General features: G+C 60.7%; 12 protein-coding genes. 6 read left to right on the top strand and 6 right to left on the bottom strand.

Annotated features, from left to right (window positions below; genetic code table 11):
- Positions 1-107 precede the first annotated feature (107 nt).
- The 6 genes from V1286_RS18990 (at position 108) to V1286_RS19015 (ending at position 11,384) form a co-directional block, all read left to right on the top strand.
- Positions 108-899 carry an FkbM family methyltransferase gene (locus V1286_RS18990; protein ID WP_334481680.1) on the top strand — a complete coding sequence of 264 codons (792 nt, stop codon included), beginning with the start codon at positions 108-110 and terminating at the stop codon, positions 897-899.
- Positions 900-1,381: 482 nt separating this feature from the next.
- Positions 1,382-2,419 carry a polysaccharide deacetylase family protein gene (locus V1286_RS18995; RefSeq protein WP_334481681.1) on the top strand — a complete coding sequence of 346 codons (1,038 nt, stop codon included), beginning with the start codon at positions 1,382-1,384 and terminating at the stop codon, positions 2,417-2,419.
- A 63-nt stretch (positions 2,420-2,482) separates the two neighbouring features.
- A complete protein-coding gene (locus V1286_RS19000; RefSeq protein WP_334481682.1) occupies positions 2,483-3,634 on the top strand; it encodes a glycosyltransferase family 4 protein in 1,152 nt (383 codons plus the stop codon).
- Between the two features lie 1,127 nt (positions 3,635-4,761).
- Complete coding sequence (locus V1286_RS19005; protein ID WP_334481683.1) at positions 4,762-7,137, top strand: heparin lyase I family protein; 2,376 nt, start codon at positions 4,762-4,764, stop codon at positions 7,135-7,137.
- Positions 7,138-7,252: 115 nt separating this feature from the next.
- Positions 7,253-9,964, top strand: a complete 2,712-nt coding sequence (locus V1286_RS19010; protein WP_417021159.1) for a type I secretion system permease/ATPase — start codon at positions 7,253-7,255, stop codon at positions 9,962-9,964.
- The gene (locus tag V1286_RS19015) at positions 9,951-11,384 is read left to right on the top strand and encodes an HlyD family type I secretion periplasmic adaptor subunit (RefSeq protein ID WP_334481684.1); all 1,434 of its coding nucleotides are present in this window, start codon (positions 9,951-9,953) and stop codon (positions 11,382-11,384) included. Before V1286_RS19010 ends, V1286_RS19015 begins: the two co-directional genes overlap by 14 nt.
- Before the next feature lie 140 nt (positions 11,385-11,524).
- Here the strand turns inward: V1286_RS19015 and V1286_RS19020 are convergent, their stop codons facing one another.
- The 6 genes from V1286_RS19020 to V1286_RS19045 form a co-directional block, all read right to left on the bottom strand.
- Positions 11,525-12,145: a DsrE family protein gene (locus V1286_RS19020; RefSeq protein ID WP_334481685.1), complete on the bottom strand. Its 621-nt coding sequence runs from the start codon at positions 12,143-12,145 to the stop codon at positions 11,525-11,527.
- Positions 12,146-12,180: 35 nt separating this feature from the next.
- Positions 12,181-12,705: a hypothetical protein gene (locus tag V1286_RS19025; RefSeq protein WP_334481687.1), complete on the bottom strand. Its 525-nt coding sequence runs from the start codon at positions 12,703-12,705 to the stop codon at positions 12,181-12,183.
- 104 nt (positions 12,706-12,809) lie between these two features.
- Positions 12,810-13,814 (bottom strand): TAXI family TRAP transporter solute-binding subunit, encoded by a 1,005-nt coding sequence (locus V1286_RS19030; protein WP_334481688.1) that lies wholly within the window; start codon positions 13,812-13,814, stop codon positions 12,810-12,812.
- A gap of 735 nt (positions 13,815-14,549) precedes the next feature.
- A complete protein-coding gene (locus tag V1286_RS19035) occupies positions 14,550-15,278 on the bottom strand; it encodes an SDR family NAD(P)-dependent oxidoreductase (RefSeq protein WP_334481689.1) in 729 nt (242 codons plus the stop codon).
- Positions 15,271-16,653, bottom strand: coding sequence for a class I adenylate-forming enzyme family protein (locus tag V1286_RS19040; RefSeq protein WP_334481691.1), 1,383 nt, complete (start codon positions 16,651-16,653; stop codon positions 15,271-15,273). The genes V1286_RS19035 and V1286_RS19040 overlap by 8 nt, the downstream gene beginning before the upstream one ends.
- Entirely contained in the window at positions 16,640-16,885 is a 246-nt protein-coding gene (locus tag V1286_RS19045; RefSeq protein WP_108513955.1) for an acyl carrier protein, read from the bottom strand. Before V1286_RS19045 ends, V1286_RS19040 begins: the two co-directional genes overlap by 14 nt.
- Positions 16,886-16,922 lie beyond the last annotated feature (37 nt).

Raw genomic sequence — 16,922 nt, forward strand, 5'->3', positions numbered from 1 at the left:
CAGGCGCGGAGCGCAAGACTTTTTGCATAACGTGCAGAAGAAATTCGGTGTCTACAGCTAAGTGCGCCGCCCGTGAGAGGCTCGGAACTTAACAGGGAGTTTTTGCGATGTTGAAGGAAGCGATCATAGGGACGCGAGTCGGCGGCTTCGCACTGTCTCTGCGCGAGCGGGTCGAGTTGTTCAGAGCAGCCGTGCGACAGGATGAATCGCTTGGGCGCATTTCCAACGACAGCACGGCCAGGCGCCTGATCGAGCGCATCTGTGGCGACGGGAAGGCATTCGTCGACGTGGGCGCACATATCGGCTCCGTGGTGGCCGGCGTCCGGCGACACAGCAGCCCGCGCAAAATCATCGCGATCGAGGCCATCCCCGAAAAAGCGGCAGCGCTCCGGCGGCGCTTCCCCGAGATCGAGGTCCACTCTATCGCGGCGGGCGAGCGCGAGGAACTGGCGGCGTTCTTCATCGACCTCAACCGCTCCGGCTATTCGTCGCTCGACAGGACGCTGGGTAGCCGGTCGACCGTTCGCGAGATCCAGGTCCCGGTGCAGCGCCTGGACACGGTGGTCACGGCCACGGATGTCGATGCGATGAAGATCGACGTGGAAGGCGCGGAGCTAGGCGTCCTGCGCGGCGCGGAGAAGCTGATTGCGAGCAGCCGGCCGACGATCATGTTCGAGAGCGGATCGGGTGGGATGTATCCTAAGGCCGACCTGTTCGATTGGCTGGCGCAGCGCGGTTACTGCGTCGTACTGCCGAACCGCGTCGCCCACAACGACCCCGGCCTCGATTTATCGGGGTTCCAGGAAGCACACCTCCTTCCTCAGCGCAGCACGAACTATTTCGCGATCGCCGTCGAGCGCCGCGACGAGATCCGTGATCGGGCGTGTGAGGTGCTGTGATTGGGCGCGCGTGATTCACCTTTCTATTGATGTTTCCACTTTCGAGAGTGGTCGGACACAAATGTCTGCAACGCTGGTACGCTTGGTTGAGATGGTTCCCGCTGTACTAACGCGGTTTCCCACTTCAAACTCCCCTCCTTCGCCTACATTTATGGGCTGAACGCAGAGACTGTGATCGATGGGCTGGAGGAAGAAAACTATGCGGCGAAAGCTGTTCAATGGAGGTGTCGAATTTGGAGGTACCTACAAGTGAGTAAACGGTCCGCAGAATTGCGTGTGGGAATCGCGTCGAGTAAACAGAAGGGCTCAATCGTTTCTTATTCCGCAAACGCGTTGCTTGAGTTTTTGCTCACAATATCATTCTGAAGACGAACATTGGCGACAGACCGCGCACAGAAAGCAATCGGAAATGTCAGGTCAATTCGCCAAGGCGGCAGTGTCTTTCTGATGAGAGGTTCGTTTCTTTCTGATGAGGGGTTAGAGTGAAGCAGGTTCTCAAGGACAGCATGATCCAATTGGCTCATCGGTCCGGGCTAATGCCAACCTTCCGCAGGATTTTTGCTGGTAGGGCAGCTATCCTGATGTTCCATGAGATTCAACAAGATTTTCGCTCGGAATTGACGACCGGGACTTCAGTTGCTCTTTTCGAATATTCACTCAATTGGCTGCGGCAAGAAGGGTGGGAGATTGTCAGTTTCGAGACATGTCTCGAGCGATTGGCCACGGATCCCGGACCGTGCCGCTATGCGGTGCTTACCTTTGACGACGGCTATCGCGACAACCTCGCGACTGCGCTTCCAATCCTCGAGCGAAACAATGCCCCATTCATGATGTACGTTCCCACTGGCGCCCTCACACGAACGCTGCAATCGTGGTGGCTGGGTTTGCGCGAAGTATTTCGCATTGGAGACATGGTTACGATCGATGCGATGGACATGAAGTTCCACTGTCCCGAGTTTCACGAAAAGGTGTCGGGCTTATACAAGGTAATTGAGTGGATTCACCAAGATTATCACCGGGCTGCAATGCTCGCCTCAACGTTCAACAAGGCGGGTATATCGCTATCGGCTTTGAATGAGGCATATTTCCTGAATGAGCGCGAGCTTCAAAAACTCTCGCGGCATCCTCTCGCGTCAATTGGCGGGCACACCGCTTCGCATGCAGCACTGTCGTCCCTGGATGCTCCTGCAGCGCGAGCCGAAATGGCGGATAACCGCTGCTATCTGGAGCAATTGCTGCAGCTTCCGGTTCGGCACTTCGCTTATCCTTACGGCGACTCCAGAGCATGTGGTCCTCGCGAAGCACATCTCGCGAAGGAAATAGGCTTTTCGACCGCAGTAACAACGCGGAATGGGCAAGTATCCGACCGCAACTCAAACCATTTTGCACTTCCTCGCGTCGGCGTTGGGGGGCCATTCGACACGAGGGCCAGGTTCGAGGTTCGCATGAGCGGCATGCAATCGGCGGCGGCCCAAATGCTGCAAATGATAAGCTTTACATCGAGCGCGGTTGAACGTTGAATTTTTCGCTGAACCGCCTCGTTGCGATTTGGACTGAAGCAGGCCGCGTGGGAGAGCGCTGAGATGCGTATACTGCACTTTACTGAATGCATAGGCCGGGGAGGAAAAGAACGACAAATCGTCGAACTTTTGGAGGGGCTTGTCCCTCACCGCGACATAGAGTCATTCGTCGCGGTTACCTATGAGGAGGATGATCAATACGAAATTGACAGCGAACATGCGCAATACATTCCGCTCATTCGGAAAGGCAGGAGGGATTTTCGCCTTTTCAAGAGTTTGTACGATCTGACCTCTGATTTGAAAATTGATATCGTCCACTCGTGGGGCTCGATATGCTCCATTTATGCAGCTCCAGTTGCGAAATTGTGCGGCGCCGCTTTCGTCAATGGCTTTGTGCGGGACGCGCCGCCGCATATGACACTGTGGAATAAGGACTATTTAAGGGGCAAGCTGACTTTTCCGTTTTCAGACATTGTTGTCGCCAATTCGCGCGCAGGCCTGGCTGCCTACGATATTCCCGAACGCAAAGGTGTATGCATCTATAATGGGTTCAATCCTGAAAGACTTTCTAACTTGGTGGACGAGGTCGAGCTTCGCAGCAGCTTGGGAATCGCGACTCCCCACATTGTCGGGATGGTTGCCAACGTCACACCCAAAAAGGACTATGCAATCTTTGTCGAAATGGCCTGCCGCATTTGCCACCTCAGGGACGATGTTACTTTTGTGGCTGTCGGCGACGGTGCAATGATGCGGAAAGTGCACGACAGCGTCCCACCTGAGTATTCGCCGCGGATAAAGTTTCTGGGTCGGCGGAAAGATGTAGAAAGTATCGTCAATGTCTTCACTGTGGGAGTTCTCGTTACCAACAGCCGGGTACACGGGGAAGGCATTTCCAACGCAATTACCGAATGCATGGCATTGGGTAAGCCAATCGTAGCAACAAACGATGGGGGCACTCCCGAATTGGTCCTGGAGGGCCAGACGGGATTTCTTGTGCCGAGCCACGACGCTGGGGTGCTGACCGATCGTGTGCTCAGACTCCTCAATGACCGTGCGCTTGCTAATCAATTCGGTATCGAGGGGCGTCGGCGCGTTGAAACCGCATTCTCGCGCGATGCGATGTGTAACGCCTATCTCCGCCTTTATCGGAGGGTGGCGTATAGGAGGGCGCGCGCGACATGGGAAGGAGCTATTACTAGAGATATGGTCGATTAATCATTCGATCGTATTCCTAGAGACTGTGTTGCAGCGCGCGGGTGAGCGGTTGAGCCGTTGGACACCGCGAGGTGAATAAGCCGCCGTTTGGCGGCTTCGGCCGCCGGTCTTTCTCGATCGCACAGAACGCGACAATGTGCTCTCAGCGCCTCGCTCGTGGCCGGAGCTCGTGAGGAGCGGACGGCGATCAACGGCAAGAACAGCCGGATCGTGATGGTCGGTTGGCGACTGGAAGACCGACATCCTGCATATGGACGAAATGGAGATGACGGGCAGCAGTGGCGGTCCGAACACCGAAGGCCAATCACTCGGGGTCGAAGCAGTAATCTTGTCGTCCGTGAAAAAGTCACCAGGCCGTTGAGTTGAGAGCCGGTTTTTGGCGCCGCTGCGGTTTTGAGATTGCAAGATTCCCTCAAATCAGCAGTCCTGATTGCGTGAAGGGGAGCGATGCGACAGAAGAAGCCGGAGATGGGGAACGGCGATCTGTTTCGCGCACAGGCTCGATAAGACCATCAATCTGAAGCACGAGCCCCGCCCACGACAGCGACATAGGTGATATCGGAGATCCTAAGCAGGTTCGGGCCGTTGATTGGCTAATCTTTGGTTCGATTGGAATAGATCGGCTCGTCGTGGTCGCTGTCGGTGGTGGCGGCATGGCGTCGTCGCCGGCCCGGCTGAACCTTGGCGCCCGGCAGACGCCGTCTTGATATGGGAGCCAAGACGGGAAGCCAATCACGCACTCGTCGCGCTCGGAACTTATGCACCACGCTGACCCATTCAATTTTCTCCGATTGGTAGGTGAATCGCGCATGTTTTCAACGCTATGCTGGCGACGCGGTATACATGCGTATAAAATCACATTTTGAAATTTTTTTCGCCACTTTTGCTTATTAACCCCCACGCCAGCAGTCGGGGGGGCACAATCCCACTGCTTTGAAGTGTGCTCGCGGTCCAGACTGCGATGCATTGAAATCCGCTCGCGGTCCGAGGCTGCGATGCGTTGAAATGTGTTCGCGAAGCCAGTCGCTGCGAGCATGCAGTATGTCGCGCGTCATCGCATGCGCGGCAGTGGAATTCCCTCGTCAACATCAACGATACGAGAAACAACTTCTCGATGGAGGCCTGAATTGGATACGACCGGCACGATCACGAATTTCAAGACCACGCCTGGAACCTACTTTCTTATCGGTGGCGACTCCTACGAAGTTGAGACGGAGGGTAGGAGCTACAGTATAACCAACCCCGACCCGCAGACCCTGCGGTTCGAGCTCCGCCAGGGCGAAAATTGGGCAGCGGGTGCTGATGGCTCATACGTTGATCGCTCTGAAATTCAAAATGCCTCGACGGGCGTCAAGACCAGCTGGGGTGCATATATGCCGGCCGGTACTCCGATTGGCATCGACTATCAGTTGATGGTGGAGGCCAATGGGCCCAATGGGTCATTTGTTAACACTCAGAACAGCTCGAATGGCTGGTTTATCGTCGGTCAAATGCACAATGACGACGTTACGGGCGGCGTGGGGACCTCACCGCCGTTCGCGGTCCAGATGGACGGCGACCATCTGCAAATTGTCGCCCGCTATGTTCTGCCCGGTGGGAATCCCAGTAATTCGTCTTCCGATCTCCACATGATGACTCTGTGGACCGATCCGAATCCGATTGTGCCGGGCCGATATTACGACATCAATATCCAGTCCAATGTCTCGAACAGCGGCGGCGGGTATTTGGACGTCTCGATCGACGGCAAACAGGTGGTGGATTATTCCGGCCCGCTCGGCTATGGGGACGGCACCTACTGGGAATATGGCATCTATCGGTCGACGGCGCCCGAGACGACTGCCGTCGATTTTCGCAACATGACGCTGGTCACTGGATCGCAGGCGATCGGCTGGCAGGGTGCTGGCGGCACGACGCCGACGCAGCCAACCACGCCGACGACACCGATTACGCCGCCAAACGTCGCGCCGTCGGTGACGCAGGTCTCCGCTTCACCGGGGACGGGAATCGCAGATAACGGCGACACCATCACAATGACGCTCGGCTTCAGCGAGGCCGTGACCGTCACCGGCACGCCGACGCTGTCGCTCAACGATGGCGCGACCGCCACCTATGTGGGCGGGTCCGGGACGAGTGCGCTCACCTTCAAAACGACCGTCGCACCGACTGACAAGGACACGTCGGCGCTTGCGATCACCGGGGTCAATCTTGCGAGCGGCGCCAGCATCAAGGATACTTCCGGTCTTGCGGCGAACCTCTCGGGTGCGGTGAAGACGTTCACCGGTCTGCAGATCGATGCGACCCCGACGACGCCAACGTCCCCAACCACGCCAACCACCCCAACTGCGCCAACCACGCCGGTAAACCTGGCGCCGACGGTGACGCAGGCGTCCGCTTCACCGGGGACGGGAATCGCAGATAACGGCGACACCATCACAATGACGCTCGGCTTCAGCGAGGCCGTGACCGTCACCGGCACGCCGACGCTGTCGCTTAACGATGGCGGAAAGGCCACCTATGTCAGTGGCTCAGGCACGAGCTCGCTCATCTTCAAGAACACTGTTGCGTCGACTGACCAGGACACCTCGGCGCTCGCCATCACGGGAGTCAATCTTCCGACCGGCGCGAGCATCAAGGATTCAGGCGGGCTCGCGGCGAACCTTTCGGGCGCGGTGAAGACGTTCTCCGGTCTTCAGATCGATGCGACCCCGGCGACGCCGACGTCCCCAACCACTCCGACGTCCCCAACGGCGCCGACGACTCCAACGACGCCAACCACCCCAACGGCCCCGTCAGCGATCGCGCCGGTCCTCACCGTCGCGGACGATTCGCTCAAGGTGTACGGCAGAGGTGGTACGGTCGACCTGGGAGTCGGCGTGACAACGACCGACCCCAACGATAACGTGACCGTCAACATCAGGGGGTTGCCGAAGTACGAGTCGATCACCTCCGCACTCGATGGTCAGACGTTCAGGGGAAGGGACATCACCCTGACGGCCGCGCAGGTCGAGAGCGGACTGACTCTGACATCGAACTACAGGGGCGGAGGTCATCCCGTCGCAGAGCTCTCGCTGACGGCAAGCGCGAAGGACCCGGTCACCGGCGCTGTGGCGACGGCCGCGCCGCAGACCATCATCGTGACGGATCCGCGGCCTGCGGCCACGACGACAACGACCACGACGTCGCCGCAGACCACCAGCGTGACCAGTCCTCCGGCTTCGACCTCGACGAGCGCAGGGTTCCTGGCGAACCAGGGCTTTGAGCGGCTGCAGCAACATGTGGAGTCGTTCACCAGCACGCTGGCAACCGGTAGGCCGCAGGCGTTCGTGACGGATCCTCAGCTCGCGACGGGTACGACCACGGCGTCCCTGGCAAGCCAGAGCTTTGCGCTGCTGAACCAATATCTGGCCGGTAACACCGGCCGGGTCGACTCCGGGCAGATCGTGTCAGCCGTGTCGCAAGCGGCCGGTTGGGCGCAGGACGCTATCCTGACCAGACCGCACTGATCCCCTCCCGCACCCGGGCGCATCAGCACCCGGGTGCGGCACCATCAAAGTTTGGGAATGCAGAGAAGGAACATCACACGCGGCCGGTAGCCGCGAAGGGTTGAGTTAAAACATTATGGCGATGCAGAATGGGAATGCCCACGCCGCAGACCATGGGCTTCGAGCCCTGGCTCTGTTCCTGCGCCTTCATGGCGTCCACGCCGAGCCCGAGCAGCTCCGCGATAGCTGTGGAAGCAGCACAATAGGTATCCGCGCCCTGCTTCGTTGCGCGCGCGAGTTTGGAGTCAAGGTCCGTTCACGAACGACGCATTGGAAGCGACTTGCGAGCATCCAGCTGCCTGGGATCGCATCTTTGCACGACGGCGGGTTTCTGCTTCTCGGCAAGGTCGACGACAACGGGGCGCTCGTGCTCCATCCGACTGCGTCGCGTCCGCAGCTGATGACGCGCGCGGAATTCGAGGAGATCTGGGACGGCCGCTTGATCCTGACGGGATCGCAGAACGTCATCAATCGGGTGCTCCATGCCCTCGCTGACATGAGTGTCACCGTGCGTGGTCTGGCGCGCCGCGCCGTCGCCCCCGTAACACGCGCTCGCGATACCGTAATGCAGGCCTGCAATTCATTGATGCGTGCGTGCTTCAGCGAACGAAGCGATATGGCCCTCCAGGCGGCCAGAACCGACTTCGAGGCTGCGAGCATCGTGCCTCAGAGCGAGGACGAGTCTGGGCTCGTGGCAGTGGCAATCCTGTTACGATGCCATGGCATTGCGGCCGATCCTGAACAGATCCGGCATCGCATGGGCGCGGCCAAGCTGGGTGTTACCGAAATTCTGCGCTGCGCCAAGGAATTCGGGCTGAAAGCTCGGGCACAGAAGTCGAACTGGAGCAGGCTTGCGGTCACACCGCTGCCGGGCATCGCCCTGCTGCGCGACGGCGGCTTCCTGATCCTCGGCCAGGTCGTCGACGACAAGCTTATGGTTCAGCGCCCATTGTCTCCCCGGCCCGAAACAATGACGCAGGCCGAGCTTGAGGCAATCTGGGGCGGCGACATCATCCTGATGACGCGGCGCGCGTCCCTGACCGATCTCTCCCGCCGCTTCGATATCGGCTGGTTTGTCGGCGCGGTCCACAAGTATCGCCGTCTTCTCAGCGAAGTGCTGGTCGCGTCGTTCTTCCTTCAGTTCTTTGCCCTTATCTCACCGCTGTTTTTCCAGGTGGTCATCGACAAGGTGCTCGTGCATCGAAGCATGAGTACGCTCGACGTTCTGATCATAGGCCTTGTCGCGCTGACCGTGTTCGAGGCCATTCTCGAAACGCTGCGCGTCTATCTGTTCGCGCACACCACGAACCGCATCGATGTCGAACTCGGCGCCCGGCTGTTTCGTCACCTGATGGCGCTACCGATCGCGTATTTCCAGGCCCGCCGGGTCGGCGATTCGGTCGCGCGCGTCCGCGAACTGGAGAATATCCGTCAGTTCCTGACGAGCTCGGCGCTTACGCTCGTCATCGATCTGTTGTTCACCGTCGTCTTCCTTGCAGTGATGTTCTACTACTCGACGACATTGACGCTTATCGTTCTGGCGTCATTCCCGTTCTACATCGGCATTTCCGTGTTCGCTGCGCCGCTGTTTCGCCGGCGCCTCGATGAGAAGTTCAATCGGGGCTCCGAGAACCAGGCCTTCCTGGTCGAGAGCGTCACGGGCGTCGAGACGCTGAAGGCCATGGCGGTCGAGCCGCAGATGCAGCGCCGGTGGGAGGAGCAGCTCGCCGGCTATGTAAGCGCCAGCTTCCGCGTGCTTAGCCTGAACAATACGGCAAGCCAGGCGGTCCAGATGATCAACAAGCTGGTCGTCGCGGCAACGCTTTACTTCGGCGCGAGACTTGTGATCGGTGGTGATCTCACCGTCGGCGAGCTCGTCGCGTTCAACATGCTGGCCGCACGTGTGAGCACGCCGGTGCTGCGTCTCGCCCAGATGTGGCAGGATTTCCATCAGGCCCGTCTGTCAGTCGACCGCCTCGGTGACATCCTCAACACCATCCCGGAGCCGAGCTTCAGTCCCGGCCGCGCCGCACTGCCGCCGATCCGCGGGCAGATCACGTTCGATCACGCGACGTTCCGCTACCGCATCGACGGCCCCGAGGTGCTGCACAACGTGTCATTCAGCGTCCAACCCGGCCAGGTCGTCGGCATCGTCGGCTCGTCCGGCTCGGGCAAGAGCACCATCACCAAGCTGATCCAGCGTCTCTATGTGCCGGAGAGCGGACGCGTGCTGGTCGACGGCGTCGATCTCGCGATGGTCGATCTGACCTGGCTGCGGCGCCAGATTGGCGTCGTCCTTCAGGAGAACGTGCTGTTCAACCGCTCGATTCGCGAGAACATCGCGCTGGCCGATCCGACGATGTCGATGGAGCGCGTCATCGAGGCGGCATCGCTCGCCGGCGCTCACGACTTCATCCTGGAACTGCCCGAGGGTTACGACACCGTCGTCGGGGAACGCGGCAGCAGCCTGTCGGGCGGGCAACGCCAGCGTGTCGCGATCGCACGCGCGCTCATTACCGACCCGCGCATCCTCATCCTCGACGAGGCCACCAGCGCGCTCGATTACGAAAGCGAGCGTGCCATCCAGCAGAACATGAAGCGAATTGCCGCCGGCCGGACCGTGTTCGTCATCGCCCATCGGCTCTCGACCGTGCGCAATGCGAACCGGATCATCACGCTCGAGCATGGCCGCATCGTCGAGGACGGCAGCCATGATGAGCTGATCCGCTCGAACGGGCGTTACGCAAACCTCCATTATCTGCAGGCCGGTATCCATGACATCCGCTAGCCGAAACATCGTCCCGTTTCCGAAAACCCCGGCTCCGGCTCGCCGCCGCGAGCAGGAAATCGCGTTCCTGCCAGCGGCGCTCGAGATCACTGAAACGCCGCCGTCGCCGATCGGGCGCGCGATCGGCGCGAGCATCATCGCGGTCTTCTGCTTCGCGGTGGCGTGGGCGTCATTCGGCAGCGTCGATATCGTCGCCACCGCAACCGGCAAGATCGTGCCGGGCGGGCGCACCAAGCTGATCCAGCCGTTCGAGACGGGCGTCGTCCGTGCCATCCACGTCCGCGACGGGCAGACCGTAAAAGCTGGCGACACTCTTATCGAACTCGACCCGACGATGACGGAAGCCGACAACGAACGCCAGAAGAGCGATTTCCTGGCGGCCGAACTCGAAGCCGCCCGGCTGCGCGCCGGGCTCGCAGAGGATCCGCTTGCCGCCTTCCGGCCACCGCAGAGCGCAAGCGCCGCGGAGATCGAGATGCATCGTCAGTTCCTGATCAGCCAGCGCGCCGAACAGAATGCCAAGCTCGCCGAGATCGAACGCCAGCAGGGCCAGAAGGAAGCAGAGCGGGCGACCACTTCAGCGAGCGTCGCGAAGCTGCAGGCGACGATACCGGTGCTGCAGGAGCGCGTGGACATCCGCAAGAATCTGGTGGACAAGGCATTGGCTTCGAAGGTCGTCTATCTTTCCGAATACCAGGAACTGGTCGGCCTTCAGCAGGACCTCCTGCTGCAGCAGAGCCGACTGCGCGAAGCCGATGCCGCGATCGCGTTACTGAAGGAAACGAGGGAAAAGACGGCCGCGGAGTATCGGCGCTCGACCTATGACGCGCTCGCGAAAGCCGAGCAGAAAACTGCGAGCGCTGCACAGGAGGTGATCAAGGCGGAACGGCGCACGAAACTCCAGCGTTTGGCCGCGCCGGTCGACGGCGTCGTGCAACAGCTCGCCGTTCATACCGTGGGAGGCGTGGTAACGCCTGCTCAGGCGCTCGCCGTGGTGGTTCCGAGCGAGAGCCAGCTCGAGATCGAGGCCATGCTTTCCAACCGCGACATCGGATTCGTGCATCCGGGACAAAAAGCGGAGATCAAGGTCGATACATTTAACTTCACGCGCTACGGGCTTCTTCATGGAGAAGTGCTCAGCGTTTCGTCCGATGCCATCACGCGCGACAGGCAACAGGGCACTTCGAATGACCGGGCTATGGGCGCGGCAACGAACAGCAGCGAGCCGAAAGGTCAGGAGCTGGAATATGCTGCTCGTGTCTCGCTCGACCGCGCGGCCATGCAGGTAGACGAGAAACTCGTCAAGCTTGGGCCCGGGATGGCCGTGACGGTTGAGATCAAGACCGGCTCGCGCACCATGATGAGCTACCTGCTCTCGCCGCTGGCAAGGTACAAGCAGGAGGCTTTGCGGGAACGATAGAGCATCGATGAGCGTTGCGGGTAACTGGAGACGGCCCCGGCCAGCTAACCGACCTGGCCGTCTCCGCTCCCGCTAGCTTGCGCCCCTCTTCATCCCAAAGGGCGCGGGGGTCGCTATTCATCGCGAGCCCCCCGCCTCGCTCAGGGCTTTACGTAGGACCACCCTTTTTCCTGCAGCTCCATCACGTGCACCACGCCTGATTTCACCACCTGGGCCTGAGCAACAATTGGGATGTCCTTGTTCTCGGCCTTGTGCATTCTTTCCTGGGTGTTGCCGCAGGCCTTGAACGATATCTCCGGCCTACTCAGCGCCATCTCCTCAATACGGGCCTTTACCGGCGAAGTATCATCACGCAGCATATGCAGGCCGGGCCCGAACGTGACCACCTCGATTTTTACGTTCTCACTGAGATCCTTGTAGTATTGCGCAACGTTCGTTGCGTTGTTGAGCGCAAGATTCATCGCGGCGGGGTCATTCGTGTTCACCTGCAAAACTAGACGATGCACCTTGGAGTCGGATGCAAGCCGAGCGTTCGCGGCGAGAACGGACCGTTCCCGTTTATGCGTGATGGCTTTACTACGTGTGGTGGCTTTACGCGGGGCGGCAGCTCTTTCTGCGACGCGCGTCTGGTACAGAGTGGGATACGTCGTTGTGGGCACCCAGTAGCGTCCGCCCTGCTCCGCCGCAGCGAACGACGGGACGAATAAGACTGTTATGGCTCCTATGGTGGTTACGCTTGCAATATGTTGAAACATGTTCATCGGGCTCTCCTATGTACAAACTTCATCGGACACCATCACCTGTTCGGCTTCGCGATCGGGTGTGACCATTTGCACGCAACAGTCATCTTCGCGCGCACCGCCTCCCACCCGCGGAGCGAAAACGTTCCGTCCAGCGCGCCTCCCGTGCGAGGTACAAGGTGGACGCTGAGGCTTCCCATGTCTGGAAGGGATTGCAGCAAGCCAATCACGTCCCCTCCGAACGCGACCCCGGCTCCGGACGCTGGCAGCGCTGCCGCGGCCCGCACCTGCTGACCATCGTTAACACGATAGGAAATCGCGTAGTCGCCGCCGCGGCCGGAGATGCCGGGCCCCGCGACGACCAATTCGGTCCGCCCTCCGCGGCAACGAATTGAAAGCTTCATTTCGGCTTGGGCTGCACCATTGCCCGATGCGGTCGTCGCGGTGATCAACGATGAATAGTCAACTGGCGAGGTTGTTTGGCTGACGATCCAGTTGTCTCCTTGGGAGGCCACCTGATGCGCAGCAGCAATCGGCCGAGACACCTGGGCGGGGCACTCCGGCCCTTCGGCGCGCTCCATCGAATTGCAGTCGCGAAGCTGCGCCGCAGGATCTACGGCCCCTTGCGTCCAGGCAATCCCGCTTGTGAGCGCGATTCCAACTGCAATTGGGATGGCCGCGCCTCTCATTGCGATGCATGCGTTGCGCGCTGCTGGCGTTCGAGCCAGGCTTGCGCCGCCGGGAAGCGCACGAGGCCAGGAACCGTCGCCGCGAGATTGATCGATTTCCACTTCGGATCGAAGCCAGGCTCCTGCAGCTTGCCGATCCGCGAGAACAGATGATCGACGAAACGCGCGATGCGCTGAAAGCGGTTCGATTTGGCGGGAAAATTGAAGGCAACAAGAGCGGTCGGAACGGCAATCGTGGTTACACGTTCGCCCGGCTTGATCAGATTGGGATAGTCCGTGGCATCCAGCGCGGCGGGCAGGTAATAGTCCTCGAACTTGCTGTCATAGGAAATCGGCAGGAACTTGAATCCTGGCTCCCAACGGCCACGCACGAAAGCATCGACCGGCTTCGAGGTAATGAAGACGACAGCCGCCATCTCGCCCTTACGCATCTGCTCGAGCGCGACCTGATGCGGGATGAACGTCTTTTCCACCTCGAGGCCGAGCCGACTGAAGATCAATGGGCCCGAATAGGCCGCCGCGGTACCCTGGGTATTGAAGTTGACTTTCTTGCCGACGAGATCGTTCAGACCCTGAATCTCGGGACGAACGAAGATATGAAGTTCGGACGGGAATAGATTCAGGATGTAGGCAAGCCGCTGCTGAATATCGGGCACCTGGCTCTTGTATTCCTCCAGGACGTCCGAATTGATGATCGCGGCATCGATGCCGCGCAAATAGAGCAGTGAATTCACATTTTCCGTAGCGCCGCGCGTCACGACCGGCAGAACGTGCAGATTGTTTCCGTCATCGACGACACGGGCGATCTCCGCCGCCAGGCGGATTGGCGCTCCCTCGAGAAGGCCTCCTGCAACACCGACCGTCCAGGCGTTCATCGCCACTTGCGGCTTTTGCCGCGGAACCTCGCGAGGCAACGGGCGAACGCCTTGCATCCGGGCATTTTGAGTCTGGGCGTCCGCAGCGAACGGCTGAATAGTTGCGGCCAACGAGGCCAATGCCATGAGCAAAAGTCGCGGAGCTAAACCAAAGGACCAGTTCATCAGCCCCTTCCTTTCCAAGCTTTGAAGGCGCTGCCCTGTGCTACGGATGTAGCGCCGCCATCCGAGCCTTCGTCGCGCGTTGCTCATCCGCCGCCGCGTATCGCGCCTGATCCGGGAAAGCCTGCGGTTGGGACGCCCACGTCATCACGACGACAGCGGCAGCGGTCCACACGGGCGCCGCTCGTCCCTCCACTCGCAGGCGCATCATTGTGTTCTGGGCAAATAGCGTCCTGTCCGAATCGATGCGCGACGTGCCCGAGATCTCGTAGGCGACAGCTACGTCATCCTTGCCTAGGATTGACCTGTTTTTCATTGGGCGACCCATCTGCCATCAACCGCCGCACGGTGAGATGGCCTTTTCAATGCGTCATCACGCACCTTATGCACTTCGCTTGCCCGCTGCTGGGAAACTCTTAAGGGGTACATCCAAGGAAGCGGCTTCCAGCATCAGGCGACGCGATGGCCAACCAGATCGAGAGCTTGACTTCAGTAACCACCGTAGGTCGGCTGGAAGCGCACAGTAAGACGTAGCCCCCTGCATGAGAAAATCCGGAACGTTTTCGATTGAACCTGTCGTTTCCTAATTCCCGTATTCTTTGCTGCGCGGGAGGCTGCACGAGTTTTCGATAACTGGCTTCCATTCAAAGGGGCACGAAATGCGGTGCACCGCGAAGGCGCATGCCTGCCGTCGCGGCGTCAGGCGGTGTTGCCGGCGTCCACGGTCAGAACAGTGCCGGTGATGTTCCGGCCGCCTTCTCCCAGGAGATATTCGACCATGGAAGCGACGTCATCGGCTTCGGGCAAGCGGCGCAACGCACTGCGGCCGGCGATGCGCCGGCGGCCGTCGTCGTCTAGGGACTTTGTCAATTCGGTGTCGACGAAGCCGGGCGCGATCGCGTTCACGGTGATGTCGAGCTTGCCGACTTCGCGGGCCAGCGAACGGGTAAAGCCGCCGGCCGCGGCCTTGGACGCGGCGTAGACGGACAGGCCGTTGTAGCCGGTCGAGGCGATGATGGAGGAGATGTTGACGATGCGCCCGGCGCCGTCGGCCATCATATGGCGCACCACGTATTTGGTCAGAACGATCGGCGACAGCACGTTCAGACGGATCAACGCCTCGATCTCGGAATTGCGCATATTGGCCAGCAGTCCTTCGGTGCCGATCCCGGCATTGTTGACAAGGCCGTAGATCGCGCCGAAGGCGTCGCGCAGTTCCTTCACGAAGGCGGGAATCTTGTCTGTTTGGCCGAGATCGAACGCCCTGAAGTGCAGGCGGTCCGCGCCCGCCTCGCGGATGGCCCGTTCCAGATCCTCGCTCTCGCGGCGCGCGGCCGCGATCACCTTGTAGTCGCCGGATGCGACGAGCCTGCGCGCAATCGCAAGCCCGATGCCGCGGCTGCCGCCGGTGACGAGAACGTTACGCATCGGCCCGCGCCAGTTTTCCCGCTGTGGTGACGTCGAGGCGTTCGACGAACCGGATCACCGCAGGCACCTTGTATGCCGCCAGCGAGTCCTTGCACCGGCCGAGAATCTCCGTGCGGATCGTTTCCTGGCGACCCGCATCAGCGCCGTCGGCGAGGACGATGTCGGCGACCACGATGGCGCCGGTGATCGGGCTCTTGCGCGACCGCGCGCGCGACATCCGCACCGACTCGTGTCCATTGATCACGGCCTCGACCTCCTCGGGATGGACCTTCAGCCCGCCGATGTTGATGATGCCGCCGCGCCGTCCGACGAAGTGGTAACGATCGCCGCGCAGCTCGATCATGTCGCCGGTGTCGACGAAGCCCTCGGCATCGGCGAGCGGTGGCGCGTCGGCGCCGATATAGGCGTGCGCCGCGCGATGGGAGCGGATCCGGAGCGATCCGTCGACGACCTTCATTTCGACGCCGTCGCGGTTCCGCCCGACAAAGTCGGCGGGAAAACCCTCGCGCCCATCGTCGACCGCGAAACCGACCCCGGCCTCGGTGGAAGCATAGGCATGGCCGATCGACGCATGCGGAAACGCACGGGCCAGGCCGTCGAGCACGGCCTGGTCGGCGATCTCGCCTGACAGACGGACATAGCGCGGCGAGAAGTTCGCTGCAGCACCGCTCATCAGGAGCTTGCGCCAGTGCGACGGCGTCCCGGAGATGTGCGTGACGCCGCCCGCGCGCAGCCGTGCCACGTAATCCGCAATGGCTTCTCCGGGCTCCGACAGCACCATTGATCCGCCGCCGATCACGGCGCGCAGCAATATCTGCAGGCCGCCATAGCGGCGGATGTCGTAGAACGTCGCCCAGGCCGCATTCGGGTGGCGCGCAGCCCCTTCGGCGATGATTGCGCCGGCCAGTCCATCGAGCGTATGTCCGACGATCTTGGGCGGCCCTGATGTGCCCGAGGTCAGCATCAGCCATTCTGTCGCGCGCTCGGTCTTCCATGGCACCACCGCAGGATCGGGCAGACCGACGCCGACGACCAAATATTTGCCGGCATCGCATCGGTCCGGCCGGTCGGTGACGATGGCGTCGATCTCGGCATCCGCAAGCAGCGCCTGGATGTGATCCGGATCGAGGTCGGGCGGGCACAGAAGCATGCGGCGGGCGACACCGTCGAGCTCGATCATGGCGAGCGCGGACTGCAGCTGCCCCGACGCCGCAAGCAGCACCGATCGGCCGGAGAGCTCGCGAGATCGGCCGATCAGACAGCTGTGCCCGCGAATGTCGGTCAGCGATACGCTGTGCCGGGCATCGGAAATCGTACGACCCTTCAGCTCCGGGCCGAGATATTCGCGCAACGCGAAGGTCTCAGGCGGGGACATTCTCGTACACTCTGACGAATTCGCCGACAGTCGATGGGAAGGCGGCATCCTCGGCAATGGTGAACGGATCGATCCCGAGATCGTCCTCCAGCCGCGCGACCAGGATAGCGAACGCCAGCGAATCGAAGCCGGTGTCGTGAAGTGATAGATCGTCCTGCAGCGGCGGGAGCGTGACCTTCTGTTCTTCGGCGATCTGCTGCATCGCCGAGAAAATCCTTGACCTCACTGACATGGAACACCTCACCTCTCAAGAAAAACGGCTTGCGAGC

The sequence above is a fragment of the Bradyrhizobium algeriense genome, assembly GCF_036924595.1.
Taxonomy (GTDB): domain Bacteria; phylum Pseudomonadota; class Alphaproteobacteria; order Rhizobiales; family Xanthobacteraceae; genus Bradyrhizobium; species Bradyrhizobium algeriense.

Excerpts from the sequence above, each read along its gene's own strand:
- V1286_RS18990 (WP_334481680.1), top strand. The coding sequence starts at position 108 with ATGTTGAAGGAAGCGATCATAGGGACGCGAGTCGGCGGCTTCGCACTG.
- V1286_RS19000 (WP_334481682.1), top strand. The coding sequence starts at position 2,483 with ATGCGTATACTGCACTTTACTGAATGCATAGGCCGGGGAGGAAAAGAA.
- V1286_RS19010 (WP_417021159.1), top strand. The coding sequence starts at position 7,253 with ATGGCGATGCAGAATGGGAATGCCCACGCCGCAGACCATGGGCTTCGA.
- V1286_RS19015 (WP_334481684.1), top strand. The coding sequence starts at position 9,951 with ATGACATCCGCTAGCCGAAACATCGTCCCGTTTCCGAAAACCCCGGCT.
- V1286_RS19020 (WP_334481685.1), bottom strand. The coding sequence starts at position 12,145 with ATGAACATGTTTCAACATATTGCAAGCGTAACCACCATAGGAGCCATA.
- V1286_RS19025 (WP_334481687.1), bottom strand. The coding sequence starts at position 12,705 with ATGGAGCGCGCCGAAGGGCCGGAGTGCCCCGCCCAGGTGTCTCGGCCG.
- V1286_RS19030 (WP_334481688.1), bottom strand. The coding sequence starts at position 13,814 with ATGGCATTGGCCTCGTTGGCCGCAACTATTCAGCCGTTCGCTGCGGAC.
- V1286_RS19035 (WP_334481689.1), bottom strand. The coding sequence starts at position 15,278 with ATGCGTAACGTTCTCGTCACCGGCGGCAGCCGCGGCATCGGGCTTGCG.
- V1286_RS19040 (WP_334481691.1), bottom strand. The coding sequence starts at position 16,653 with ATGTCCCCGCCTGAGACCTTCGCGTTGCGCGAATATCTCGGCCCGGAG.
- V1286_RS19045 (WP_108513955.1), bottom strand. The coding sequence starts at position 16,885 with ATGTCAGTGAGGTCAAGGATTTTCTCGGCGATGCAGCAGATCGCCGAA.